The 24,984-nt window shown below is 63.9% G+C and carries 20 protein-coding genes and 1 pseudogene; 9 read left to right on the forward strand and 12 right to left on the reverse strand.

Features of this window, described 5'->3' with window-relative positions; translation table 11 throughout:
• A partial coding sequence (locus LH475_RS07230; protein WP_297413194.1) for a glutamine synthetase occupies positions 1-1,084 on the forward strand: 1,084 nt, incomplete at its 5' end.
• A 242-nt stretch (positions 1,085-1,326) separates the two neighbouring features.
• Here the strand turns inward: LH475_RS07230 and LH475_RS07235 are convergent.
• Positions 1,327-1,512 (reverse strand): helix-turn-helix domain-containing protein, encoded by a 186-nt coding sequence (locus LH475_RS07235; RefSeq protein WP_297413195.1) that lies wholly within the window; start codon positions 1,510-1,512, stop codon positions 1,327-1,329.
• A 105-nt stretch (positions 1,513-1,617) separates the two neighbouring features.
• Between LH475_RS07235 and LH475_RS07240 the strand changes: the two genes are divergently transcribed.
• Complete coding sequence (locus tag LH475_RS07240) at positions 1,618-2,433, forward strand: alpha/beta hydrolase (protein WP_196845437.1); 816 nt, start codon at positions 1,618-1,620, stop codon at positions 2,431-2,433.
• A 418-nt stretch (positions 2,434-2,851) separates the two neighbouring features.
• On the opposite strand, the pseudogene LH475_RS07245 reads toward LH475_RS07240, so the two are convergent.
• Both LH475_RS07245 and LH475_RS07250 read right to left on the reverse strand, forming a co-directional pair.
• A pseudogene (locus LH475_RS07245) lies at positions 2,852-3,066 on the reverse strand (ATP-binding protein); the annotation flags it as partial.
• Positions 3,067-3,267: 201 nt separating this feature from the next.
• On the reverse strand, positions 3,268-3,774 hold the full coding sequence (locus LH475_RS07250) for a hypothetical protein (RefSeq protein ID WP_297413196.1): 507 nt from the start codon (positions 3,772-3,774) through the stop codon (positions 3,268-3,270).
• A 132-nt stretch (positions 3,775-3,906) separates the two neighbouring features.
• Between LH475_RS07250 and LH475_RS07255 the strand changes: the two genes are divergently transcribed.
• Both LH475_RS07255 and LH475_RS07260 read left to right on the forward strand, forming a co-directional pair.
• On the forward strand, positions 3,907-4,194 hold the full coding sequence (locus LH475_RS07255; RefSeq protein WP_196845435.1) for a hypothetical protein: 288 nt from the start codon (positions 3,907-3,909) through the stop codon (positions 4,192-4,194).
• 462 nt (positions 4,195-4,656) lie between these two features.
• Positions 4,657-5,628, forward strand: a complete 972-nt coding sequence (locus LH475_RS07260; RefSeq protein WP_196845434.1) for an NYN domain-containing protein — start codon at positions 4,657-4,659, stop codon at positions 5,626-5,628.
• A gap of 396 nt (positions 5,629-6,024) precedes the next feature.
• Here the strand turns inward: LH475_RS07260 and LH475_RS07265 are convergent, their stop codons facing one another.
• Entirely contained in the window at positions 6,025-7,695 is a 1,671-nt protein-coding gene (locus tag LH475_RS07265) for a plasmid pRiA4b ORF-3 family protein (protein ID WP_297413197.1), read from the reverse strand.
• Positions 7,696-8,456: 761 nt separating this feature from the next.
• Between LH475_RS07265 and LH475_RS07270 the strand changes: the two genes are divergently transcribed.
• The gene (locus LH475_RS07270) at positions 8,457-9,227 is read left to right on the forward strand and encodes an ice-binding family protein (RefSeq protein WP_196845432.1); all 771 of its coding nucleotides are present in this window, start codon (positions 8,457-8,459) and stop codon (positions 9,225-9,227) included.
• A gap of 132 nt (positions 9,228-9,359) precedes the next feature.
• Here the strand turns inward: LH475_RS07270 and LH475_RS07275 are convergent, their stop codons facing one another.
• The gene (locus LH475_RS07275; protein WP_196845431.1) at positions 9,360-10,385 is read right to left on the reverse strand and encodes a TerC family protein; all 1,026 of its coding nucleotides are present in this window, start codon (positions 10,383-10,385) and stop codon (positions 9,360-9,362) included.
• A gap of 390 nt (positions 10,386-10,775) precedes the next feature.
• Between LH475_RS07275 and heR the strand changes: the two genes are divergently transcribed.
• Entirely contained in the window at positions 10,776-11,576 is an 801-nt protein-coding gene (gene heR, locus LH475_RS07280; protein ID WP_196845430.1) for a heliorhodopsin HeR, read from the forward strand.
• 86 nt (positions 11,577-11,662) lie between these two features.
• Here the strand turns inward: heR and LH475_RS07285 are convergent, their stop codons facing one another.
• Entirely contained in the window at positions 11,663-13,471 is a 1,809-nt protein-coding gene (locus LH475_RS07285; protein ID WP_196845429.1) for an NAD(P)/FAD-dependent oxidoreductase, read from the reverse strand.
• Between the two features lie 165 nt (positions 13,472-13,636).
• Here LH475_RS07285 and LH475_RS07290 point away from each other — a divergent pair, with 165 nt between their 5' ends.
• Positions 13,637-14,989 (forward strand): GAF domain-containing protein, encoded by a 1,353-nt coding sequence (locus tag LH475_RS07290; protein ID WP_196845428.1) that lies wholly within the window; start codon positions 13,637-13,639, stop codon positions 14,987-14,989.
• 179 nt (positions 14,990-15,168) lie between these two features.
• On the opposite strand, the gene LH475_RS07295 is transcribed toward LH475_RS07290, so the two are convergent.
• Positions 15,169-16,893 (reverse strand): SulP family inorganic anion transporter, encoded by a 1,725-nt coding sequence (locus LH475_RS07295; RefSeq protein ID WP_297413198.1) that lies wholly within the window; start codon positions 16,891-16,893, stop codon positions 15,169-15,171.
• Positions 16,894-17,088: 195 nt separating this feature from the next.
• Here LH475_RS07295 and LH475_RS07300 point away from each other — a divergent pair, with 195 nt between their 5' ends.
• Positions 17,089-18,024, forward strand: a complete 936-nt coding sequence (locus LH475_RS07300; RefSeq protein ID WP_196845427.1) for a hypothetical protein — start codon at positions 17,089-17,091, stop codon at positions 18,022-18,024.
• 759 nt (positions 18,025-18,783) lie between these two features.
• Here LH475_RS07300 and LH475_RS07305 read toward each other — a convergent pair.
• Positions 18,784-19,041 (reverse strand): hypothetical protein, encoded by a 258-nt coding sequence (locus LH475_RS07305; RefSeq protein ID WP_196845444.1) that lies wholly within the window; start codon positions 19,039-19,041, stop codon positions 18,784-18,786.
• A gap of 6 nt (positions 19,042-19,047) precedes the next feature.
• Between LH475_RS07305 and LH475_RS07310 the strand changes: the two genes are divergently transcribed.
• Positions 19,048-19,794: a class I SAM-dependent methyltransferase gene (locus LH475_RS07310; protein WP_196845426.1), complete on the forward strand. Its 747-nt coding sequence runs from the start codon at positions 19,048-19,050 to the stop codon at positions 19,792-19,794.
• Positions 19,795-20,339: 545 nt separating this feature from the next.
• Here LH475_RS07310 and LH475_RS07315 read toward each other — a convergent pair.
• The 4 genes from LH475_RS07315 to LH475_RS07330 form a co-directional block, all read right to left on the reverse strand.
• Complete coding sequence (locus LH475_RS07315; protein WP_196845425.1) at positions 20,340-20,870, reverse strand: HPP family protein; 531 nt, start codon at positions 20,868-20,870, stop codon at positions 20,340-20,342.
• Positions 20,867-21,325 (reverse strand): hypothetical protein, encoded by a 459-nt coding sequence (locus LH475_RS07320; protein WP_196845424.1) that lies wholly within the window; start codon positions 21,323-21,325, stop codon positions 20,867-20,869. Before LH475_RS07320 ends, LH475_RS07315 begins: the two co-directional genes overlap by 4 nt.
• Positions 21,322-23,799, reverse strand: a complete 2,478-nt coding sequence (locus tag LH475_RS07325; RefSeq protein WP_297413199.1) for a nitrate reductase — start codon at positions 23,797-23,799, stop codon at positions 21,322-21,324. Before LH475_RS07325 ends, LH475_RS07320 begins: the two co-directional genes overlap by 4 nt.
• 451 nt (positions 23,800-24,250) lie before the next feature.
• The coding region (locus LH475_RS07330; RefSeq protein ID WP_297413200.1) for an aldehyde dehydrogenase family protein at positions 24,251-24,984 on the reverse strand (734 nt) is incomplete at its 5' end.

Here is a 24,984-nt window from a genome sequence, read left to right on the forward strand (position 1 = left end):
CCTCGATGGAGGTCTCGCGTGGGCTCCAACGGAGATCTTCGACCAGAACGGCGTACCGCTGGCCATCGATCCGCGGGGGCGGCTTCGCCGCATCCAACGCGACATCGAGGAAGCCGGGCTCGAGGCGCTCGTCGGGCACGAGCTCGAGTTCACCATCACCGCCGCGGACGGAACCCCGCTCCCCCGCGTGGGCTGGACACCGTATGGTCTGGGTCCGGTACTCGACCACGAGGCCTTCCTCACCGAATTGCTCTCCGCCACTGCCGCCGCCGGAATCCCCCTCGAGCAACTACACGTCAAGTTCTTTGCCTCCACGGTCGAGTTCTCGCTGCCACCGGCCACACCACTTCAGGCGGCCGACGGGGTGGTTCTGGCCCGCCTGATCACCGGGAGGGTGGCGCGCAAACACGACTTGCGGGTATCTTTCTCTCCCTTCCCGATCAGCGGGGGCGGCGGAAACGCGGCGCACGTCCATTACTCATTCAGCCGCAATGGGGAACCTCTCTTCTCGGGCGGCGACGGACCCCACGGTATGACCGCCGACGGCGCGTCTTCCATCGCCGGGGTGATCGCCGCACTCCCCGGTATCCAGGGTGTTCTGGGCGGATCGATCCTCTCGGGGGCGCGATTGCGACCCCGGCTCTTTTCGGGCGCGTATGCCTGCTGGGGTAGGGAGAATCGCGGGGCGGCGGTTCGCTTCCTCGAAGCCACCCGCGGCAATCCGCAAGGCGCCAACGTCGAAGTCAAGATTGTCGATCCGTCGTCGAACCCGTACCTGACGACCGCGGTCATCCTCGGCGCCGCGCTGGAGGGCATCCGGTCATCGACGGTGCTTCCCGCGGAGGTGACCACGAATCCGGCCGACCAGACCGAAGAGCAGCAACTCGCCTCGGCGACGGTGCTGCTTCCTTCCGCTCTAGGAGCAACGCTCGACGCTCTCGCCGCATCCGAACTCGCTGCGCGCATCCTCGGACCGCAGATCATCCAGGCCGTGCTCGCAGTTCGACGCTGGGAACTCGATCACTATGGGTCCACCGACGCCGACCAACTGCCAGAGAGGTTCCGGTTCGCATGGTCGATCTGATCAAACGAGGGGCGGAGGGTTCGACTGCTGCAGCCGAACTCGCCATTTTTTGGCTCTTCTGACAAGGGACGTTTGAAAAAACGGAGCTCAGAGCTCAGAGCTCAGAGCTCAGTAACACTGTTTTTGTCTTGGTCGTGGGGTTTATCCATTTCGAATAAAGCGGGATAGTGACCTTGCCCCCGTTGAGTGAACTCCCGACGGGTCTTTGCCATAGTGAACATTCTCTCTTCTGAGGTGTCCACTCAACGGGGGCGAGGCCAGTTCGGGACGTCGGACAGCGCGGTGCCGATGCAGGCGATCAGCAGGTCGAGCTTGGTGTCGAAATGGAGGTACACGGTGGGGCGAGCCAGTCCCGCAGCGGCAGCGACCTGTGTCATCGTCGTGGCGGTCCAGCCCTGTCTCATGAACAGCCCGCGGGCCGCGGCCACGAGCCGGTCGCGATTCTCGACGGCACGCTCGGCGCGGATAGACCACTCGAAGCGGCGCTGCCTATGAGGCTAGTCAAACCAGTGAACGGTCGGTACATTGAAGAAATGCGCATCGCCACCGAGCTCGGTGAACTCGCCGCCAAGGTCGTCCCGGGACCGCCGGAAGTTGCGATCCTGTGGCACAGCATGTTCACCGACTCCCGCAGCTGGGACCCGGTAATCGACGACCTCAGCAAGAAACGCACCTTGGTCTTGGTCGATGGGTGGTCCTTCGGGGCCAGCGGGGACCTGAATCACGTCGTTCCGAAGTTCATTGAGCGCTGCGTGCAGGGGGCCGTTGCGATTGTCTCGCAGGTTCAGAAGGAGCTGGCCGCAGCTCCCGTCGACTGGTTGGGCAGCGCCTGGGGTGGCCATGTGGGATTGCATCTGGCCGCAACCCGCCCGGAGCTGGTGCGCAGCCTGATCACGGTCAGCACCCCGGTCCAGCCAGCGAGTCCGTCAGTGCGGCGGAAGGTGAGAATGCTACTCCCGGCATACCGGGTCATCGGGATGCGCGGGCCGGTCCGTCAGGGGCTGCTCGACGCCATGCTCACGGATCTGACGCGGCGCACCAATCCCCAAGCCGTCGATGCGCTCATCGCCCCCATGTCCGGGACCAACCGGGGTGCCATCGCGCACACCGTCCATTCCGGCGTCGTCAACCGGACCGACCTCGCCTGGGCCACCACACGCATCACCTGTCCCACCCTGATGATTGCCACCGACGACCGCGGCGAGTGGAGCCCCGAAGAGTGCATGCAGACCACTTCCGAGATGAAGGATGCCCGTACAGCGGTCATCACGGGATCACGTGCCCTTCCCTCCCTCGAACGCCCCGCAGAACTCGCCGCCCTCGTCACTGACTTCTGGGACCAGTACTGAACCGTCGAGAGCGCCCCGCCGGCCGTCGCACGGGACCGGAACCTTCCTTGATCGGACGGCGAGGACCTGGTCGACGGCGTCCGACTTGAGGTGTTCGATGCGCCGGACAGCGATAACGCGAGTTCCAGGCTAGGTGTGTCCATCCCGGCGGCTGGGCTCACTCCCCCGCTGCAGAGTCGGCTTTAGAACGCCGAATGCGCCGAGCTAGCCAGATTCGAAAAACAAGAAAGCCTCCGAGGTGGAGGCTGCATATCGTGATCGGCCAACCAAGGGCGTCACCGGTCAAAAGGTCATAGATGCCTGTCAACGTCGGGTGAATATTGACCCCGTATCGTCGTTTGAAAGTTGATCCCTCGGTGTTGATTTTCGTGCGGTGTGACGAGCTAGTTATGGGCAGCGGCTGGTGTGCCCCTACGTGTCAGGCTCGGGCGAGAAGCTCGCGGCGTGATCGGGCGCGGTAGGAGTCACCGGTTAGCGTGAGGACTTCGGCGTGGTGGACGAGCCGGTCGGCATGGCGGCGGCAACGGTGTCATCGGAGAATATCTCACCCCACCGGCCGAAGGGCGTGTTCGAGGTGACGAGGATCGCGCCTTGTTCGTAGCGAGCGGCAACGAGTTGGAAGAACAGGTTCGCGGGCCACGGGCCGACGTTGTTCGCGGAGCTATCGGTGCATAGCGACTTGAAGCTCGTGAGCCGACTGGAGTTTGGCTCGGGGCAGAGTGGCGATGCGGTACGAGCCGAGAAGATAGCCGTCGGGCCTGCTAGCCCAAGCCGGTCGTATCAGGGGCTGGTCGATGCCCCTGAGAACGTCCGGATCTGGCGCTGTCGGCGCGCCTATGTGATCGTGGTGTTCGCCAGCGACACGACAGTCCCGACCACCAAGGCTGCCGCAACGGTCGGCATGAACCAGCCCGGCCGCACCTGGGCGCGCCACAGCGACCAGATGGCGACCAACGCGAGCAGGATGCCGAACACGATGCTGCCGACGTGGCCGAGGTCGGTCAGCGGCCGCGCCTCTTCGCACACGGGCGGGCAGTACACGATCGGGAAGCCGTTGGTCAGCGCTGCCCAGCCGGCGCCGAGGATCCCGGCGCTGGCGACGCCGCTGCCGTTGCCTCGAACGCCCGCCATGAAGGAAATCGCCCACCAGAGCTGGATGAGCGCAACGCCGACAAGCGTTGCCGCCTCGGTCAGAGTCAGCGTCCCGTGCAGGTCGAACAGGCCGACGCCGAAGTCGATGATGATGTGTAGCGCGCTGACGAACATCGTCGCCAAGCCGACCCAGAGCCATACCGGCATCCGCCAGTCGCGGCCGGACCACACGAGTTGTTCGCTTCCCACGTGCTCATTATGGAGCACGCGAGGCGATCTGCCCTAGCTATAGCTACGACTCGGCTCGCGTCACCCATCTACCGCGGGTAATGAACGCCCGCTCAGCCGAGTAGCGCGCTATTGCGCTGCCCGGAGGCGCGCGTGGGGGCAGTCTTCCTACCGGCTGGCGCGGCCATCAAGGCGATGGAGATTGAGGGCGATTCCATTCGAGACGATGGATTTTGGGACGGCGAACATTCCCACGGCTACGAGTTCGCTGAGGGGGTGCTCATGGTCGCGGTAAACAACTTTGAAGAACGCAAGTTGCCCTACATGGCTAACATTCTGGCGAACGTGAGCATGTCCGCTTCCATCGACGCCCCCACTGCGAATTTCATTCTGAAGTCAGCCGAGCGTCTGTCATGGCTGGACCGTGTCAACGTCGGGTGAATATTGACCCCGTATCGTCGTTTGAAAGTTGACCCCTCAGTGGTCTCATCGTGCTGGGGATCGTCGCGTTCTTCGTCTACCGATGGATGGCCAAGCGGGGCATCTAGGAAATTGGCACGCCGCTGCGATACCCCGCCGATTACGGGTGCGATCCACAGCTACCGGAGCCGCCGCGCGCTAATGCGCCGAAAACGGCGTCAGAACCCCCTACCGAAACGACGGGCTTTCGGCAGATTTGATTCCGGACAGCTTCGTGGACACCAGTTTTGAGCAGCCTGAGGACAGCTGCGATCTGATGATCCCGCAGCTGGTGGCAAACCATCGTTTGGGAGCAGCGTCGGAGTCGGGCTGGTGTATGCCGTCGCCCACCGGAGTTGCGTCCGCGGCAGCACAGCGAGCAGACTGAGCCGCAGGGGGACTTGCGCAGGCTCGTCACTGGTTTTGTTCAACGAGGAGCACCGCATGGCTGAGCAGTTCCGAGAACGAGTCGGCGTTTATCTTGACTTCGACAACATCGTCATCTCCCGCTACAACCAACTGCACGGCAAGAACCAGTTCGCCAAAGACAAGGCGCGAAACCACGTCTCATCAAACCCGAAAGCAGACGCCGAGATCACGGGCCGAATTCACCGGGCGATGATCGACGTCGGCGCCATTCTCGACTACGCCTCGTCGTTCGGTCCGATCGTCATCAGCCGGGCCTACGCGGACTGGTCGGCGACGGTCAACGCGAGATACCAGAAGCAACTCATCGATCGGGCCGTAGACCTGATCCAGTTGTTCCCGACCGTGTCCTCGCTCAAGAACGGTGCCGACATCCGTCTGGCCATCGACGTAGTCGAGCACATGTTCCGGCTTGACGACCTCACCCACATCGTCATCGTGGCTGGAGATTCGGACTACATCCCGCTCGCCCAGCGGTGCAAGAAGCTCGGCCGCTACGTCATCGGTATTGGCGTGTCGGGCTCGACCAGCGGGTCGCTCGCTGCCGCCTGCGACGAGTTCGCCGATTACGATTCCCTGCCGGGCACCTCGAGCGCTGCAGCGCCTGCCATCGGGGTGGCAGGTCAGCTCGGCGGTATCCCCGTTGACGCGGCCGCGACAACGAAACCGGCCGAGACTGCACACGCTGCAGCCGTGGCGAGTCTCCCTCCCGCCACCGTGAGCCCGATTGTCGGAACGACTGGCAGCCCGAAGGCTCGGAAGGCTGCGACCACGCTCCTGTTTCGGGCCATGGAACTGCTCGCGACCAACGATCAGGACTGGCAGCACGCCTCCGCGCTCAAGTTGCAGATGCGGCGAATGGATCCCTCGTTCCAAGAACGAACCCTGGGTTACCGGCAATTTTCTGACTTCTTGAAATCCCGGGCCGCCGTGATCGAACTCGATCAGAAGAGTCCCACCAGCCCGATACTCCTCCGGCTTCGGGGCTGAGCCGCAGGGCCTCGCAGACAGCTCACGAACGCGCCCGGTACCCGTTTCCCAGGGCAAGATCTTCAGCGGGCAGCGGTTCAAAGAACGAAGCAGAAATCGGGCTACCGGGCACAAAGCCCAGCTCCCACAGGGGTGCGGCTCGCAACGCGGACAGTCGCGCAACCGGGCTGCCACCGCGCGCGCGATAATGAACTCCTCGCCGCGTTCGACCCGCGCCAGCAACTCGCAAGAGTCGCGTTTTCGCATCCTGAACATTGGCTTGTTCCCTCGTGGTGACCGAGCGAAGTTGGCCAATCCCGCGATGAGCGGGTCGCGGAGGTGTCCTCTGGGCGAGCTGCGCCGAGACGAACTCTGAGGGAGGGCGGCATCGCGGTCGGTCGGCTGCGTGGACCCCGGTCAGCTCCCGGTCGCCAGCGCCGCCCGGGCCAGCAGCGTCGCCCCGGCCGACCCGAGTCCGCCCGGGTACGACCTGCCCTGCAGCAGCGTGCCCGACCCGGCCCAGGCGAGCACGTTGTCGGTGTCGCTCGCGGCATAGATTGCGGCACCGTTTCCGTAGCGGCCGCGCCCCCCGAAGCTCCAGCCCACCGTGGCGCTCAGCAGATCCAGCGAATCCCGCACCACCTCGCGTGTTCCCGCCTCGTCGGCCGCGACGAGCATCAGAAGCAGCAGGGCAACGTCGTGACCGTGCGGGCTACGCTCCAGCGGCAGCCGCGCAGCCAAGTAGTGCCACAACCCGAGCGGCGACGTTCGCAACTGGGTTCCGCGCTTGGTTGGAACCAGCACACCTCGGTACTTGCGCACCAGACCGAGGGCTGTCGCCATCTCCCGCAGGGCCAGCAGCGGCTGCGTCTGGGCTTCGCGATTCGCCTCGCCGTACCACTGCCTCTGGGGGTCGAGCTCGGCCATCAGGGCGCTGACGGCTTGGGGTGGCAGATACCCGGCGCCGGTGAGACGGATGCCGTCGCCGACGTGCCGCAACAACGCGCGGATCACCGCCGTCGCCTTCTCGGCCTCGGCCTCGTCGATCTCGACCGGTTCGCTCACCCGGGCGGCGACCAGGTAGCCGGCGAGGTATTGCTGCGCCTCCTCGCCGACCCCGGCGATGAGGGTGGCGAGTGGCGAGGAATCTCCGCCATGGGCGCGCAACCAGTCCAACGCCTGATCGGCGCCCATCGCGCGATGAAGCCCCCGGTTGATCGCGTCGAGGTCGATCTCGTCGCTGAAGTTCCACAGGTCGAGTGCGGAGATTTCGTCGAGCACCTCCCGGCTCTCTGGAAGGCTGGCCCTCGTGACCACGGCGATCAGGTGGTCGTAGTTGCGGATGCCGCCGACGTCTTCCGGCGGCCCCTTGCGCCGGCCGTCGAGGCAACGCACCGCGGGCACGGCCGTACCGTCCGGCTCGATCGGCTCGACGGCCTCGAGTGTGAGCGTGTGCTCCCAGTCGTCGCCGAAATCGTAGACGTAGCGCAGCGTGTCGCCCACTGTCGCGAGAAACTGGTCGAGGCGAAGTTCGCTCTCGAGCGTGCCCTCGTCGCCTTCCTCCAGGTCGAACGGGGTGAGAATGCCCTCGAATTCGTGCCGGTGGGGGTCGGCGGAGGGCGTGAACTGGTGCAGGTGGCTGTTCGTCCAGCCGAACGCGGCCTGCAGCACGTCGTGCAGCCGGTCGAGGGGCACGTTCGACGGCAGACTCAATCGGCGCCAGATGAGCGGGGTGGAGTTCACGATGTCTATCTGGAGGGTAAATTGCACCGGCTCGACGGGCGGAGTAAGCAGTGGAAGAGGCATTCTGGAGGGCACCAGGTGCGCGTCGGCGGCCTTCGCCTGCCCGTCGTTCGCCCGCGCGTCGCTCGACTGCGCGTCGTGCACCTGCGTGTCGTTCACCTGGGCGTCGTTCACCTGCGCGTCGTGCGCCTGCGTGTCAACACCGCTGGCCCGGAGCCTGTACTTGGCAGCCTCGAAGTCGATCACGGTGTCGGGCTCGCTGTCGGGCTCGCTGTCGATCACGGAGTTGGGTTCGGATGCTGAAGAATTGAAGGGGTGCTCGGTCATCCGAGTCAGTGTAGTCACCGCGGGTCATGTTCGCGGCGACTCGGTGGTCGTCGTTCTCGAGGCCGCGTCGTGGGACGGCGCAGATTAGCCTTCGTCAGCGGGCACGAGATGGTGCACGCCAACCGCGTTTCCGCCCTGCTCCGCTGCCGGGGCCTCGACGGGCCGCTGAAGCAGACCACCATCGACGCCCCTTTCATCTTCGGAGCCGATCTTGATTCCCCAGTAGAAAGAACCGGTGAACTGGCCGTAATCCTCAAAAAGACCGGTCGAACGCGGCCGTGAAGAACGCTCTCGCGCGTTCGATCTGGTGGGCCAGAATTTGGAAATAACAAAACTCTACAGGTGAACCTCCTCGTAGAAAACGAGATAGTTGCAGTCCTGCACCGAGTGCAGCAGTCACGGTGGGCGAAGCGGTCGGGGGGCTGCCCCGTAGCGGCCCTGAACGACGCATGAATGAAATCAGAAAGGAGTGTGAACGTGACCTGAACAGGTTCGATTTCCGACGACCGTGACTCTCCAAGGCGCGAGGAGACGGCACTGTACCCCTATGGTTGGGGTAGACAGATTCGATGTGTTGGAACCGGTCCCGTGGGGCGTGCAAAATTCGTGCGTGGTGGACGTCTGTTTTTCGTGGGACCGGGGGCTCTCTTTCTTTGGGTGAAGTCTGCCGGGGGCGAACCAGCCAGCGCCCAGAAACCCGATGTGCAGCATCGGCGACCGCACCCACTGCGGCCCTGCCCGAGACCCCATCCTGCGGTTCCATTGAGAGGGAACACACCATGACCACATTCCAGCAGCTATCCACCGCGCGCAAACGCCTCCTGGCCGCCGCACTGGCCGTCGCCGTCGTCGGAATCGGCAGCGCCGGCTTCGGCGCAGCAGCCGCAGACCCGCTCCCCCAGGCGCCCGTGGCACTCGGCGTTGCCGGCACGTTCGCAATCCTGTCGCAGACCGGCGTGACGGATGTCCCCTCATCCGCCGTCACCGGCAACGTCGGGGCGAGCCCAATCACGGGCGCCGCCATCCTGCTGACCTGCCCGGAGGTGACCGGCACGATTTTCTCCGTCGACGCCGCCGGACCTGCCTGCAAGGTAACGGATGCCACGCTGCTCACGACCGCCGTCGGTGACATGGGCATCGCCTACACCGACGCCGCCGGTCGCACGAACCCCGACTTCGTCAACCTCGGCGCGGGCGAGATCGGTGGGCGCACGCTCCGTCCCGGGCTCTACACGTGGAGCACCGACGTTTCCATCTCCAACGACGTCAAGCTCGCCGGTGGCCCGGACGACGTCTTCATCTTCCAGATCTCCGGCGACATCTCCGAGGCGCCGGCCAAGAACGTGACCCTCACGGGCGGCGTTCAGGCCAAGAATGTGTTCTGGCAGACCGCGGGTTCCGTGACGCTCGGCACCACAGCCCACTTCGAGGGCACCATCCTGAGCAAGACCCTGATTGCCATGAACACGGGCGCATCGATCAACGGCCGACTGCTGGCCCAGACTGCGGTCACGCTGCAGAGCAGCACCGTCACCGAGCCCGCCAAATAGGCATTCCGTCGGCTGGTTTCAGGGCCGGGGAGACGACAATCGTCGTATCCCCGGCCCCTTGCTGCACGGCACCACGATCGAGATGATGACCAGAAGCAGTGGCGCACCGCCAGGGTCGTTCGTTCGAGGAGTTCACGGTCGCCGCGCGCTCAGCGGACGCGCCGACCCGCGCTTATCGACCTCTGCGAGTTCCTCGGCGGTGGCCATCCGGAACGAGACGGCAGGCGTGGGTTGAAGCATCTGGCGAGACTGGCCGCGGGTCGACCAGAGACTGGCACCGATCGACACTGCGAGAATGACAACGATGACCGCCAGGGACACCGTGGTGGGAATATAGAACACCTCCAGTAGAAGCATCTTGACCCCCACCCACACCAGCAGCACAGCCAGGCCTATCTTGAGATAGATGAAGCGGTGCATCAGGTCAGCGAGCAAGAAGTACATCGCCCTCAGTCCCAGGATCGCGAACGCATTGGCGGTGAAGACCAGAAACGCCTCATTCGTCACGGCGAATATCGCGGGGATCGAGTCCACAGCGAAGACGATGTCGGTCACCTCCACCATTACGAGAACCGCCAGTAGCGGTGTGGCCAACAGCACTCCCGCTTTTCGAACGACGAGCCTCTGGCCGTAGAACGCATCCGTCATCGGGACATGGCCTCTGAACCACTTGAGAACCTTCGATTTTTCGGGGTTGAAGTGCTCATTTCGGTGGCGGAGCATCCGGATTCCTGTGAACACCAGGAACGCCCCGAAGATGTAGAGCACCCAACTGAAGTTGTTGATCAACGCAGCTCCCGCGGCGATGAAGATTCCGCGGAACACCAGGGCGCCGAGCACTCCCAGGAACAGAACTCGGTGTTGGAATTGCGGCGGAACAGCAAACGCGGCGAAGATGATCGCCCAGATGAACACATTGTCGACGGCGAGTGACTTCTCGATCACGAAGCCGGCGAAGTACTGTTGGCCGAACTCAGCGCCGTACAGCCACCAGACGATTCCGCCGAAGCTCACCCCGGACAGTACCCAGAAAATCGACCATCCGGCCGCTTCCCGCACCCCAATCACATGCGCAGTGCGATGAGCGATCAGATCGACCGCGAGCATGACCAGAATTACACCGACCACAGTCAGCCAGGCCCAAAGTGGAACGTTCATCAAAACCTCCAGAGTTTTTTACTCTGGAGGTCTCGTCGAGCCGTTACCGGGCCCAGGCCGCACCGGGCCGCGATGTCGCGACCGTACTGACGATGGGCCTCGTGGGGACTACTCCCCTCCTGTGAATACAGAAACAGGTTTCTGGTATTTGTGCAAGGAAGATTATCCCTGGCTGCCATAGACGCAGGGCTTTCCCAGTCTCTGGCGTCACGGTGCGGTGGGTATTGCGATTGTTGAATGCGGTCGAGTGCACGTCCAACACGATGGCACGACCTCCAGCGACGTAGATTCGGGTCCAGACCCTGGTGTTCTTCGACCTTGGCGATATGGACTCGGAGCTGCGCCGTGACCCTGCTAGTGTCTGCCTCATCCACTCTGAAGGAGTCCCCGATGGCACGCAAAGTCCGCACCGCTGAGCAGACGATCTCCCGTCTGAGGGCGTACAACATAGTGGCCGGCTCGCTGCACCTGGTGCAGGCCCTCGGCTTCGCCTACGTGCTCACTCTGCTGAGCACGCAGGTCACCTTCGCCGTCACCGCCGACTACCTCGCCGGGCCTCCCGGCGTTGCGATACCGCCCGAACGCGTCACCCTGTTCGACATCAACGTGGGTGTCGGCGTCGTGGCCTTCCTGGCACTGTCAGCATTCTTTCACTTTCTCATCTCGTCGCCGTGGTTCTTTCCTCGCTACGCAGCCGGCCTCAAGAAGAACCACAACTACTTTCGCTGGGTCGAGTACTCACTCAGCTCATCCATCATGATCTGGCTCATCGCGCAGATCACCGGCATCACCGATATCGCGGCACTGTTCTCGATCTTTGCCGTCAACGCCACCATGATCATGTTCGGCGCCCTGCAGGAGAAGTACGAGACGCCCGGCAACGGCCGGTCTCTGCCCTTCATCTTCGGATGTATGGCGGGTGTGGTGCCGTGGATCGTCATTCTCATCTATTTCTTCGCCCCCGGCTCCACCAGCGAGGCCTCACCGCCGGCCTTCGTCTACGGCATCATCATTTCGCTGTTTCTGTTCTTCAACACGTTCGCTGTCAACCAGGTCTTGCAGTACAAGCAGATCGGCGGCTGGCGCGATTACCTGCGCGGCGAGCGCGCCTACATCACGCTGAGCCTCGTCGCCAAGACCGCGCTGGCCTGGCAGGTGTTCTCGGGCGCGGTCATTCCGGCGCTCACCTAGCCAGCCGTCTGCACGTCGAGGCCACCGCAATGCAGCCGGGGCGGAGTCCGACCTGATTTGTCGAACACCGCCGCGGCTCAATGCCCCTATCGAGTGAAGTGCGACTGCTGCAACTCGAACACCGGGGTGTCGAGGCCCTCCATGCGAGCCTTGATCTGCAAGGCCAGATAGTTGGAGTAGTGCCGGCTCTGGTGCAGGTTACCGCCGTGAATCCAGAGCTGCTCCACATTGGTGGGCTTCCACATGTTACGCAACTCCCCCTCCCACGGGCCCGGATCCTTCGGCGTATCGGAGCCGTACCCCCAGCACCTGCCCACCTGGTCGGCGACCTCGGGCGATACCAGGTCGGCCAGCCATCCGTTCATTGAGCCGAAGCCGGTGGCATAGACGATCAGGTCGGCCTCCAACTCCGAACCGTCGGCCATGACCACGGAATGGGTGTCGATGCGGGCGAGCTGGCCCGACTTGACCTTCACCCGGCCGTCAATGAGCAGCTGCGATGCGCCCACGTCGATGTAGTAGCCGGAGCCGCGTCGCAGGTACTTCAGGAACAGGCCCGAACCGTCGGTTCCGAAGTCCAGGTCGAAGCCGACCGCCGTGAGCTGCGCGTAAAATTCGGCGTCGCGTTCAGCCATCTTCTCATAGACCGGAATCTGGGCTGTTGGCAGGATGCGGTAGGGCAGCGAGGCAAAGAGTAGGTCCGCTTTTTCCGTGGTCACGCCGTTGGCCAGAGCCCGCTCAGAGTACAGGTCGCCCAGGGCGAGATCCAGCATCGCGTCGCTGCGGGAGATGTGTGTGGAGGACCTCTGCACCATCGTCACCTCGGCTCCGTGCTCCCAGAGGTCGGCGCAGATGTCATGGGCGGAGTTGTTGGAGCCGATCACGACGGCCTTCTTGCCGGCCCAATCGCCCCCACCCTCGTGCTTGGACGAGTGGTGCTGCTGACCGGCGAAGGTCTCGGCGCCGTCAAAGATCGGCGTGTTCGGGTAGCCGGAGACACCCAGGGCGAAGATGAGCTGCTTGGGCCGCAGTGTGACCTTCTGGCCCTCGCGCATGACCTCAACGACCCATTCCTGAAGCGTCTCATCGAAGGTGGCCTTGGTGCATTCCGTACTCGACCAGTAGTTGAGCTCCATGATGCGCGTGTAGTGCTCCAGCCAGTCCCCGAGCTTGTCCTTCGACGGAAACACGGGCCAGTCCTCCGGAAACTTCAGGTATGGCATGTGGTCGTACCAGACCGGGTCATGCAGATGGAGTGACTTGTAGCGGTTTCGCCACGAGTCACCGGGCCTGGCATTTTTCTCGATCACGATGGTGGGAACGCCGAGCCGGCGCATCCGTGCCGCCAGACCGATTCCGCCCTGCCCTCCCCCGACGATGACGCAGTACGGCTGCTCGTCGTAGCCGAGCGAGGCCTCCCGGGCGGTCTTCGTCTCCAGCCACGACTTCCGACCCTTTGTGATCTCGTGGCTGACGCCCTTCTCTCGGTTCGTGCCCTTCTTCTCTTCGAAGCCCTTGAGCTCCTGCATGGTTGTGAGCAGGGTCCAGCAGCGACCGTTTCGCAACCGCAGGTGCGCGTACCCGCGGGCCTGGCCGGTCTCGAAGGTCACCCACGCCTCGGTGGCGTCGGCGTCGCCGGTGGCGTCCTCACCGCGTGCCCAGTCACTTGGTTGTACGTGCTCCAGCTGGACCTCGAGCATGCGGCGAATGTCGTCTTTGCCCTCGAGGGTCTTGAGGTTCCAGGTGAATGAGACGAAGTCACGCCAGTAGCAGTCCTCCTCGAAGAGGGCCACGGCGGCGTCGACGTTACCAGCCTGCAGCGCGCTATCCAGCGCGACCAGCCAGCGGTCGACAATTTTATTGGGGGATTCAGATTTATTGCCGGATTCAGGCATTTCACTCCTTTGTGTGCGCTGATTGAGGTCTTCCCACGCCCGGCACACTAGTGTGGCCACATACTGATTCGGGCGTGATCTCACGGTCAAGTAGAAACCCGCGGGGGTTACAAGGGCGTTACACTTCTCTGCGGCTGGCTCATCGAGTCAACCTAGGGAGAGCGGATGTCGCAGGGAAAGCGGGTGGGTTCGCTGTCAGCGCCGCCCGACCTGCGTTTCTCGTCGCCGAACGAATATGCAAAAGTGCTGCGCCGCGCACACGACCAGACTCTTTCCGGTGCCGCCCGGCCAAACGTCGACCCGGGGCTCTGGGCCTCTTGGCAGCGCGCGCTGGCGGGCGGCATCGATCCCGACACACATGTGCCGCGGCACCTGCACGACATTGCCGACATCGTGCACCTGCGCCGCGAGCACACCCTGGCCGCCGTGATGCCGGCCCTCAGCGAGCTGCTCGCGGACGAGTCGACGTCGGGGCGGCACCTGCTCGTGCTCACCAACGCACAGGGCGAGATTCTGTGGCGGGTGGGCAGCCCGGCCGTGCTGCAGCAGGCCGAGGGTCTGGAGTTCGTGGAGGGAGCTGACTGGTCCGAGGCCGGGATCGGCACGAATGCCATCAGCGAAGTGGTCGTGAGCGGCCGCTCCGCGCAATTGTTCTCAGCCCAGCACCTGGTGCGCACGCACCACGATTGGGCCTGCACGGCATCGCCCATCCGGAACCCCCACACCGGGGAACTGCTCGGGGTGCTCAACGTGTCCGGCCCGCTCGACACCATCACCGCCGACAGTATGCGCATGGTCAAGTGCGGGGTGCGGCTGGCCGAGGAGCTGCTGCGAGGCCGCACGAGAGTGCCGCCGACTCCCGGCCCGACGACGCTCCTCCCCCGGCCCACCGAGGCGACGGCGACCCTTATCCGCAGCCCGGCCGCACAGACGGGAATCTCCCTGGAACTGCTCGGCGACACTCCCGCAGTGGTGTTCGCGAACGGACGCCGAGCCCCACTGTCGCTGCGCCGCGCCGAGATCCTCGCCCTGCTCGATTCCCGGCAACGCGGTTGGAGCGCGGAACAGCTGGCCTACGAGGTACACGGTGAAACGGGCGCGGCGGCGACAATCCGCATTGAAATGCACCGTATCCGCACGCTTGCGCCCGGCCTGCTCCTCTCCAACCCGTACCGCCTCACGGATGCCGCGCACGGTACATCAGACGTGAGCCGCGTGTTGCAGAAGCTGCGGAACGGTCAGCCCACGGAGGCGCTCGATACGTACGTCGCCCCGCTCGTGAGCCGCTCTGCGGCATCCGCTATCGAATCCCTACGATTTGAACTCAACGCGGCCATGGGCACCGCGGCGCGGGCGAGCGGCAGTGCCGAGCTGATCAAGCGGTGGTGTGAGACCGACATGGGATCAACTGACGACGAGGCCGTGGCCGAGCTGGGCCATCTGCTCGGCGAAACGGATGCCGCCTACCTCGCGTTCCGGGCGCATTCGGAACGACTCGACCGCGAGCTGGGCCGGTAGGAGTGTGGCACTCGACGGCAACGTTGTTCTCACCGGCCTCGACCGGCTGATCGGTTTCCAGCACTCTCGAGCGCGCAGGCATGCCAGTGGATGCCGTCGAGCACACTACTTCACGGCCGCCCGCGCCGCAGCCGCCACCCTGCGCCGGCCCTCGAACGAGGTGTGGGAGCGGCTTCCGTTCAGGGCTCGTCGTCCCATTCCGTGCCGTCGAGGTCTCCACGCAGGGTTCCGGTCACCTGGTCAACGGCAGCCCCGACAGTACTCGTGAACCGCTCCGGGGAAAACCGGCCGTTCAACCCGTACTCATGGAGCTTGTCTTTCACCGGTCCTTTCATCTCCGCGAAGATGAGGGTGATGCCGTGGGAAGCGAGAAAATCGTCCAGCTCGAGAAGCTCATCGACGGCCGTCGTATCGATCTCGGTGATGGGCTCGGCCGCGAGAATAACGGTGTGGATCTCGCCACCGGCCGCGATAACGGTGGTCCGCACGTAATCGTTGAAGATACCGCCGTTGGCGAAGAAGAGTGGGGCGTCGAAGCGCACGATCACGATGCCGGGCAGTCGTTCGCCCTCCGGATGCCGGGAGAGATCATGGTAACCACGCAGACCGCTCACACGGCCGAGCTCAGCTCGGTAGGGTCGCCACGCATGGCCAACGAAGGCTCCGAGTGACAGGATGATCGCCACCGCGATTCCCTCGATCACCCCGACGGCGAGAACGCCGATGAAGGCCGCCAGCGAGAGTGCCGCATCGATCTTGTTCATTCTCACGAGTGCGAAGAATCCTCGAACGTCAACCAGCCCTGCTGCGGCAACGATCACCACCGCGGCGATGGCGGCCGAGGGGAGATACGCGGTAACGCCCGGTGCGAGCAGCATGAACGCCACGATGAGCAGCGCCCCAACCACGTTCGTCAGTTGCGAACGCGCCCCGGCCTGTTCGGCGACAGGAGTGCGTGAGGAGGAGGCAGAAATGGGGAAGCCGCCAAGCAGCCCGCCGGCGACGTTGGACACACCGATGGCAGACATTTCCTGGCTGCCGTCGACGCTCTCACCCCGTCGCGCGGCAAACGTTCGCGAGATCACGGCGGTATCGGCGAAAGCGATGAGCGCTATTCCCAAGGCGGGCAGGATGAGGGCACCAACGTCTCCCCACGCCAGGCCACCGAGCGCCGGCGCGGGAATTCCCTGCGGTAGCGCGCCCACGACGGGCAGGTCGTTCTGCAGTCCCAGAATGGCCGTCACGGCCGTTGCCCCCACGACGGCGGCAAGCACACCCGGCACTCGAGACTTGAGCCACGACAACAGGACGATGACGGCCAGCGTTCCGAAACCGATCAGCATCGCGGTCAGATCAACGTCGCCCTGAGCGATCCCGTCGACAATGCCCACGGCATCGCCGAACGGGGAATCGGCCGACACCGAGAATCCGAGAAGTGCCGGCAGCTGCGACATGATCACGAGCAGCGCAAGTGCGTTCAAATAACCCACCCGAATGGGCTTGGAGAGTAGGTCGGTCACAAATCCGAGGCGCAGAATACCGCCAAGCAGAAGTATCACGCCCACCATGATCGCGAGCAGGCCGGCCAGGGCCACGGCCCTCGCGTCGTCGCCGAACGCGAGCGGCAGAATGGCCACGGCAATGATCGGAGCCAGGGCCGAGTCGGGGCCGAGGACGAGGATACGCGATGGCCCGAAGACGGCGTAGGCAAGAAGCGGAATGATCGTGGCGTAAAGTCCGGCCGCAGGAGGGAGCCCTGCCACCTCGGCGTAGCCGATGCCCACGGGAATAAGGAGCGTCGTGAGCACGACTCCCGCACGTAGATCCGGCACCAGCCAGGCGCGCCGGTAGGAGAGCGCCGTGTCGATCCCCGGTACCCATCGTCGCAGCAGATTCGTGCCCAACTCGTTCCTTCCCGGCGCCTCGCTGTGCCCCAAAATACCAGCACGTCACGTCATCGACATTGGCCGCCGGCGCGTCAGCCGACATCCGGCGACTGCTGCAGCGGTCCCCTTTCGTACGATCATGCCAACCCGACTCGGTCGAGCGCGGCATTAGAGCGTGGTGCACCTACGAGGGCGCCCCTCGCCCGTGTTAGAGTGACCCTAATTAGGGGGCCACTCATTTCTATTTCATCGGCTTTTAACTTCTCACGTACCTCGCTGCTCAAGCGATCGGGCGCACTCGTTCTCGGCCTTCTGCTCGTCGGCTTCGCACTGACTGCTTCGCCGCTGGCATCTGCCTCGGCTGCGCCGTCGTCTCCGGCCGTCAACCAGTGCAACGGCACCGACAACGTCGGAGGTCAGGCAGTGGTGTGCGACATCACCATCGTCAACGACTACGATCTGACCGCCGGCACAACGAGTTCGACCGTCACGACGAAAGCTTGCCGCGGTTCCGCTGGCGCTCCGCCCACACTCACGTGTGAAGACTTGACAGTGACCTATCCGACGCTGACGACATCTGCCACGCAGTGCAATGGCTCGGGTAACGGTGCCGGTGCAAACGTCATCTGCAACGTCAACATCGTGAACAACATCACCGGACCCTTCACTGCAACAGCGGCCACCGTGAACCAGTGCTTCGAGTCCGGCACCGGCGGTGGCACACAGCCGACCGTTGACTGCGACCCGCTCCAGAATACGAATCTCGCCACAGCCACCATCGTGCAGTGCAACCAATCCGGAAATGGTGGTGGCGGTACCGACCGGGTGAACTGCACCGTCGGAGCCTCAACCGAGACGTCCGCACTTCCGGTCACGGTCAACCAGTGTGTCGGCTCCGCCGGCGGCGGCGGCGCGACCGTGGACTGCTCCACCCGCCTGACCAACAATGTTATCCCCGCGGCCCTCATCTCCACGCCGGTACCGTCGGCGACCGCCGCACCGATCGTCAAGGCAGCTCCCGAGCTCGCCGAGACCGGGTTCAGCTCCGCACCGATCCTCATCTCGACCGCCTCTGTTCTGCTGCTCGGTGGCCTCGTGGTGCTCATCGTGCTCCGGCGCCAAACTCGCCGCCTCGCACGACAGGACTAGCTGAACGGCCGCTAACGATCCGTCAGCAACGCGCCGACAACCCTCAGGGGTTGTCGGCGTGTTTTCGTTGATGGTCGGTTATAGTCCGACATTGACGGTGTCGAAGCCGAACTCGTCATACAGCTTCGTGACGAACGCTGCGGCATCGTGTGGTCAGACGCCGTCACCAAGGCACGACGACCCTGCGAAGTAGTCTCTAGGACCTTCAATCCAGTGTCTATGTGTAATTTCCCGAGTTTGAGCGTTGGATTTTTGACGCAGTGAGCCGCCGTGCAATGGTCAGTGCGAACGGATGAAGGTTCCTCGCAGAAAGACATACCCACGGTGGCTCTAGATCAATCTGAAGCCCGCGCTGCACGAGGGATCATCACCATGGATGAGCTGTCGGAGATCTGCGCGCTGGCGTCAGAACAACTACAGGCGAGGATCTCGGATCGAGTTCACGGCCGGCGTGTCCGTTCCCCCTGTTCCAGAAGAAGAAGGGGGCATCACGGTCGCCCTTACGCCGTGAAGCCGGGTGGCCCGGCCTGCTCAGGCGAATGGCCCAGGTTCAGCCCGGCAGGCCAGACGCTGCCCAGTAAAACTGGTCCTCTTCGTGGAGCTCAACTGGAGGCGCGAACGCATCAAAAAAAAGTCGCTCCTTCCATTCGTCCGTTGTCGATTCCCCGATGCGGCGTGGCCGTAGTCAGCCGAGACGGGCTCGTCATTCGTCACGCCGGGTGCCCGATTCGGCCAGGTGCCCGGTCGTCTGGCTAGGCCTCACCCACCCGGCGGGTGGAGTCCTTGGCAGTGGGCTTTCACTGTTGTGCGGTTCTCAGCGCTCACCATCCAGGTGTACTGCTCGAGCTTCTCGATGAAGCCGTGCAAGATGTCGGCGCTGGTCGGGTCTTCCTCGTCGACCTCGTCATGCCCATCCGGCGCAGTGTTGTGTTGCTGCGCCCAGCCGTACGGCTGACAGATCAACGCCAAGGCACCCGAGGGGCCTGTCGTAAGAGCTTGTTGCGCTCTCGATACCATTGACTCATGGTCGATTTGCCGGTTCATCCCACGCAAGATCTCGTTACCGATTCGGTGTTCGCCGGGGGTCGGGCCGAAACTCTTCGATATCACGAAGATCTTTACGCGTCGACGCCGTTAGGGACCGCCGGTTCGTGGCTTTTGGGGCCGGATCGATTGGTCTTGAAGGCCATAGACCTGTCCGGCGGTGTCGGCCCAATCCTGGCATTTGACCTGGGCGCCGGCATTGGCCGTCACACGATCCCCATGGCTCGGGGACTTGCTGCCGGGTCTCGTGTTGTTGCTGTCGATGTGATTCCTTCAGCGATTCGCCGCCTCGAAGTCAATTGTGCCGAGGCGGGTGTTTCCGACTCGGTGACGCCGATCGTGCGCGATCTTGAGGAGTTCGAGTTCGACGTCAGCATGGCGGTGGGTCTCATCGTGGGTTTCTCTGCGGTGGAACATGTAAGCAGCGCTACGGCCATGCGCGGCCTGCTCTCCCGGTGTGCTGCGGCCACCGCACCAAGCGGTCTGATTGCCCTGGGCATTTTTGCAGACCGGATCGAGGAGCTCGCGGACGGAACTGTTCGGAGGGCGCTCGTTGAATTCGAGCTCGACTCCAAGGAGGTGCGCACCATGCTTGATGAAGTCTTCTCGTCATGGATCGTCGAATACGCCGACATCGGCGCGAATCACGTCTCTGAGGAACGCGATGGAATCCCGTACGAGTTGAGATCGACACTCATCCAGTTCATCGGCCGACGACCCGGCTGATGATCTCGTGTACCGCGGGTGAACGCGAGCATCGTCGCGATCGGTAACGAGCGACACGGAGCAATCACAGCACACCGCCACAAAGCGCTGAACTCCACAACGCCGATGGAGGTGCCGCCAGTTATCAGGTGGGTATCCCAGTCGACACGTGCACCCGAACCTCCATGCAGGTTCTCCCGTGACGGTTGTCAGTGTGAACGACGTCCGAAGATGAAACTGGCTGGCCATCTGAACCGCTTGAACCCCCAGGAACGATCATTTCCGGCAGGCGTCTTGCGCAACCAACGGCTGAGTGATTTCGGCAACGTTCTGGCGGCGCAATGACACGGAGCACAGTGTTTTAGGAGGTTGTCTCGCCGTAAAACTTCTTCGACGAGTTCCAGCAAGGGCTCCTGAGGCAGTCCCCAGGCCACATTCATTCATGTCGGGTAACCGGAATGCCCGGGCGAGCGCGCAGACAACTCCGCTGGACTTTCGCGGTGCCCACCGCCGCCGTGTGACCGGTCATCGAGGGCGCTCTTCCTCGTCGCGCCGGTGATGCCTTGTCACTGCTGTTTTCCGAGGAGGAGCCGGTTGAACGCCCATCCGGCTCCTGTGATGAGTAGGACCGCGCCCACCATGGAGAGCAACTGTGCGGGGGTGTGCAAGATGCCCAGGGCTACGATCAACGTCGATGCCCCCGCCGGGGGGTGAGGCAACTTCAGAAGGCTCAATGCCGCCGTCGTGATCCCCACAGCCAGCGCGCCCGCTATGACGTAGGACACGGTGAGGCCACCCACCGGCGCCGACGGATGCCCGGACAGGCCCAAACCGGTGTAGCAGACGAGGCCGGCAGCGATACCAACGAGGTGTCCAACGATCGTGTTCAGGGGCCGGGACGCGGGCTGCTTTGGTGATTCGAAGAAGAGCATCACCGTGGGACCCAGGCTGGGGAACAACCACGGCTGCTTGAGGAGAAGCCCCACGACCCCGGTCATGGCGAGGGTCAGAACCGCGAGCACCGCCGCATACACGGCGCCGCCCCCACGACGCTGCTGCGCCTCCTCCAGAGGGCCGTGACCAGTCAGCTGAATCATTGGGCGACGATCAACGCTTGGGGCGCGGCTTGTTTCATCCGGGTCGTCAGCCAACCGAGCTGCACTTTCACCTGGCTCTCGCACTCGGACACCACCTGGATGAGCTGTTCATCACGCAGCCCCAGGGCTGCCTGCTTGATCATCATCCATGTCACATCGACCAGATTCGCCAGAAGGTAGAGATCCTGTAGGTCGCGGAGAAGCCCCAGCGGGCCAGATCGTGTCTCCGACATCTCCTCCGCATGCAACCGTTCCGGCTCGTCGTCGGGTCGCTCCCCATACCGTTCGATGACGGTTGCCAGGGCCTGTTCGTGCTGATCGCATTGCTTCGCCAGGGTTTGACAGAGATGGTAGATGTCCGGCTCCGCACCGTGCCCTTCTGCGACCTGCCGATACGACGACGCCAACGCCCGCTCCGCCTTCTCCAAGAGCCCCAAATAAACCGGCAACATCATGACAGCGCCTCCGCCCGGTCCGCCGTCCAGGCGTCCCGGTCCACGACGCTGGACGCCTCCCCGTCAGCACCCCCAACGGTCGGAGGTACAGTACCGGGGGTGAAAGGCCGAGACGCCGTTGTTGTGGGCGCCTCTGACGGGCCGACCGCGTCGGCTACTTTCTCGATCCGCACGGCCGCGTTTTTGAACAACGGCTGCTTCGAGACCGGATCCCACTCCGTGATCGTCAGTTCGTTCGCCGCCGACAGGCGCCCGTTCGACACCTGCGTGGAGGCGTCGAAGTAGCCGTAATGGAACGGGGCGAACACAGTCCCCTCACGCACGTCTCCAACACGCACTGGGACAACGATCTCGCCGCGCGGCGACGTGACGCGGGCGATGTCCCCCTCCACAAGGCCAAGCGTCTCAGCGTCAGTGCGCGACACCTCGACCCACGCCGTTGGTGCTGCCCGGTTCAACGGCCACGATCTGGCGGTCTTGGTGCGCGTATGGAAATGGTAGGCGGTGCGGCCGGTGGTGTAACGGTAGGGGTAATCGCTGCTCGGCTCCTCGTGCGGCGGCGCATAATCTGCGCACTTGAAGACCGCCTTCCCATGGGTCTCCAAGGCGCGGAACGCCTGCTCGCCGACGCTGGCGCCTGTGAGGAGATCGTGGCCGAAACTCTCGCAGCAATCAGGTTCGGTCGGGAAGACACCGTCGCCGTACAGCCGTGTCACGCCGTCCGGGTTCTCGTCATTGCAGGGCCACGGGATCCCGCTGCCGCCGCGGAGCTTGTCGTAGCTGATGCCGGTGTAATCGCACGGCCTTCCCCGGGAGCATTCCTGCCAAGCCCGGTAGGCGTCCTCCGGTCCATCCCAACCAAGCAGCGGCGAGCCGTCGTTTTTCGTGAAACCCATCCGCCGGGCGTAATCGAGGAAGATGTCCAGGTCCGAGCGTGCATTACCGGGTGGTTCCACCGCCTTGTCCGACAGGTGCACTATCCGGTTGACATTCGTGAACGTTCCCGTTTTCTCCCCCCAGCCGGCGGCCGGGAGAACCACGTCGGCATATTGGGCGGTTTCGGTGAGGTAGAGGTCTTGGACGACGAGAAAGACACTGTCCCGATCGAGGATTTCGCGGATGCGTTCCAGCTGCGGCATCGATACCGCCGGATTCGTCGCCGACACCCAGAGAAACTCGATACTGCCCTGCTCGACATAGCGGAAGATCTGCATCGCATGGGTCGGCGGTGCCCAGTGCGGGATCATGTCGACGTCGACTCCCCACAACTCCGCGAGTTGCTTCACGTGCTCCGGGTTCTCCCAGTTGCGGAACCCGGGGAGGTCACCGTCGGCTCCGCATTCCCGGTTGTTCTGCGCGGTCGGCTGCCCATTCATCTGCAGGATCCCGGCACCGGGCTTGCCGATCATCCCTCGCAAGAGGTGCATGTTGTTCACCTGACACGACGCCGCCGTCGCCTGGGCGGACTGGTAGAAACCCTGCAAAATCGTCGAGAGAACCCGCTCGGATTCGCCGAAGATCCGTGCCGCGTGGCGGACGTCGGCCGCGTCGACGCCGCACGTCTCCGCCACTTTCTCCGGAGTCCACGGGTCAACGACTGCACGAAGTTCGTCGACTCCGACCGCGTGCTCCTGCACCCAGGCCTCGTCAATCCATCCATTGACGAACAGTTCCCGGATGAGCCCGTTCATGAGGGCTTGATTCGTGCCGGGCCGCACCGGCAGGTGCACATCAGCGACCTTGGCGACCTCCGTCAGGCGCGGGTCCACGCAGACGATGAACGGCCGGTCCGGGCCGGCGATCCGGTCAAGAATTCGGGACCAGAGCACGGTTTGAGTTTCGGCCATGTTGTGTCCGTACAAGAACACGGCATCACAGTCGTCGATGTCGAGGTAACTGCCCGGCTGCCCGTCAGACCCGAAGGTTTCCTTCATAGCCGCCGCCGCCGTCGCTGTACACAGGCGCGTATTCCCATCCATGTGCGGTGTCCCGATGCCGGCCTTCCCGAGGACGGCCAGCGCGTAATACTCCTCCAGGAAGAGTTGCCCGCTGGTGTAGAAGCCGTGACTGAGAGGGCCCTTCCCCGCAAGCAGCGTTTTGCTGCGTTCCACGATGCGAGACATGGCCGTGTCCCAGTCCGTCTCGACCAACTCACCTGCGATACGGATCATGGGACGCATGAGGCGCTCCTGGCTCGTCATTCCGGGGATACTCCCGAACAGACCCTTCGGGCCCAACCGACCGTGGTTCACCCGGTCAACGGCACGACCCCGAATCCCGACCATCCGGTCGTCCTTGACGGCGATATCGCACGCACAGCCGTTGCTGCACAGCACGCAGGCGGACTGCACCCACCGGTCGACGTCTCCCTCTGCGATGCCGTCGGCGAGTTTCTGATCCACCCGCACCGGCCAATGTTCACCGCGGCTGAAGGGGGTGCGTTCCCCCCAGATGTCGGCAATCCTGTCCGTCATGAGACCACCCTGTCCTCGAAGTGCGCGAATGCCCATGATCGTACTCCCGAGCACAGCCTGACGTCTCAGGATTGGGCACCACGGAACCTCTGACCGTGCACCCTATGTCTCGCGGGACGAAGTGTCTGGACCACAGATTTGAGATTTTCCTAAAAGCCAGAATCGGCCGACGCGTCCGTCGCCTGATGGGCGCGGCAGGTACCACCGAAGCCGACGCCGGCGCCGACGCCCAGCTCGACCTCTCCCCCGCGTCGAAGAACCGCTGGACGGTTCCAAGACGGGCCCCGCGTCACCGGGCTGCTCGAGCTGCTTTCGCACCCGAGAACGGGAGCCGACAGACAGCAGTCGGCGTTCCGCAACCGCGGACTCCGCGTTCGCCGTGACGGACGCCGCATTCTGACGTAGACGGTTGGCGCGCCAATGGCGTAGCCGATTGGCGCGCCAACCCGAATTACTTGAGGATGCGAATGAGCTTCTTGTTGGCGAACTCCGCGATGCCGAAGCGTCCCAGCTCGCGGCCGAAGCCGGACCTCTTCACGCCGCCAAAGGGAAGCTCCGGGCTATCAAGGAGCGAGCCGTTGATGAAGACCATCCCAGCCTCGATCAGATCGGCGACGCGCAGGGCCTGCTCCGCATCCGTCGTGAAGAGGTAAGAACCCAGGCCATAGGGGATGTCGTTGGCCACCTGCACCGCCTCGGCCTCGCTCTCCACGCGGTAGATGGCCGCCACAGGGCCGAAGAACTCTTCCCGGTAGGCGTCACTCTGAGGGGATACACCGGTGAGCACCGACGGGGAGAAGAAGGCGCCGTCGCGGCGCCCGTGCAGGACAACCGTCGCCCCCTGCGTCTCGGCGCGCTGGAGCTGCTCCTCGAGTTTCTCAGCAGCGCCGAGCGACGAGAGCGGGCCCAGCGTCGTCTCCGCCGACGTGGGGTCTGCGGGCAGATTGCCGCCGAACTTCGCTGTGAAGAGTTCCACGAATGCGTCGAACAGGCCATCGATCACGATGAAGCGCTTGGCTGCGTTGCAGGCCTGGCCGGAATTGTCCAGGCGAGCGGCGACGGCCGCATCGACGGCTTCCTCGAGGTTGTCGGTGCTAAGCAGGATGAACGGGTCTGATCCGCCCAGTTCGAGAACGACCTTCTTGAGGTTGCGGCCGGCGACCTCAGCGACCGCCGCCCCGGCAC

It is taken from the genome of Cryobacterium sp. (assembly GCF_026786305.1).
In the GTDB taxonomy this organism is placed as follows: Bacteria; Actinomycetota; Actinomycetes; order Actinomycetales; family Microbacteriaceae; genus Cryobacterium.

What these genes read in the sequence shown, in the direction of transcription:
- LH475_RS07240 (WP_196845437.1), top strand. Translation starts at nt 1,618, where the DNA reads ATGCGCATCGCCACCGAGCTCGGTGAACTCGCCGCCAAGGTCGTCCCG.
- LH475_RS07325 (WP_297413199.1), bottom strand. Translation starts at nt 23,799, where the DNA reads ATGACGGACAGGATTGCCGACATCTGGGGGGAACGCACCCCCTTCAGC.
- LH475_RS07305 (WP_196845444.1), bottom strand. Translation starts at nt 19,041, where the DNA reads ATGGTATCGAGAGCGCAACAAGCTCTTACGACAGGCCCCTCGGGTGCC.
- LH475_RS07315 (WP_196845425.1), bottom strand. Translation starts at nt 20,870, where the DNA reads ATGATTCAGCTGACTGGTCACGGCCCTCTGGAGGAGGCGCAGCAGCGT.
- LH475_RS07290 (WP_196845428.1), top strand. Translation starts at nt 13,637, where the DNA reads ATGTCGCAGGGAAAGCGGGTGGGTTCGCTGTCAGCGCCGCCCGACCTG.
- LH475_RS07320 (WP_196845424.1), bottom strand. Translation starts at nt 21,325, where the DNA reads ATGATGTTGCCGGTTTATTTGGGGCTCTTGGAGAAGGCGGAGCGGGCG.
- LH475_RS07260 (WP_196845434.1), top strand. Translation starts at nt 4,657, where the DNA reads ATGGCTGAGCAGTTCCGAGAACGAGTCGGCGTTTATCTTGACTTCGAC.
- LH475_RS07285 (WP_196845429.1), bottom strand. Translation starts at nt 13,471, where the DNA reads ATGCCTGAATCCGGCAATAAATCTGAATCCCCCAATAAAATTGTCGAC.
- LH475_RS07270 (WP_196845432.1), top strand. Translation starts at nt 8,457, where the DNA reads ATGACCACATTCCAGCAGCTATCCACCGCGCGCAAACGCCTCCTGGCC.
- LH475_RS07310 (WP_196845426.1), top strand. Translation starts at nt 19,048, where the DNA reads ATGGTCGATTTGCCGGTTCATCCCACGCAAGATCTCGTTACCGATTCG.
- LH475_RS07275 (WP_196845431.1), bottom strand. Translation starts at nt 10,385, where the DNA reads ATGAACGTTCCACTTTGGGCCTGGCTGACTGTGGTCGGTGTAATTCTG.
- heR (WP_196845430.1), top strand. Translation starts at nt 10,776, where the DNA reads ATGGCACGCAAAGTCCGCACCGCTGAGCAGACGATCTCCCGTCTGAGG.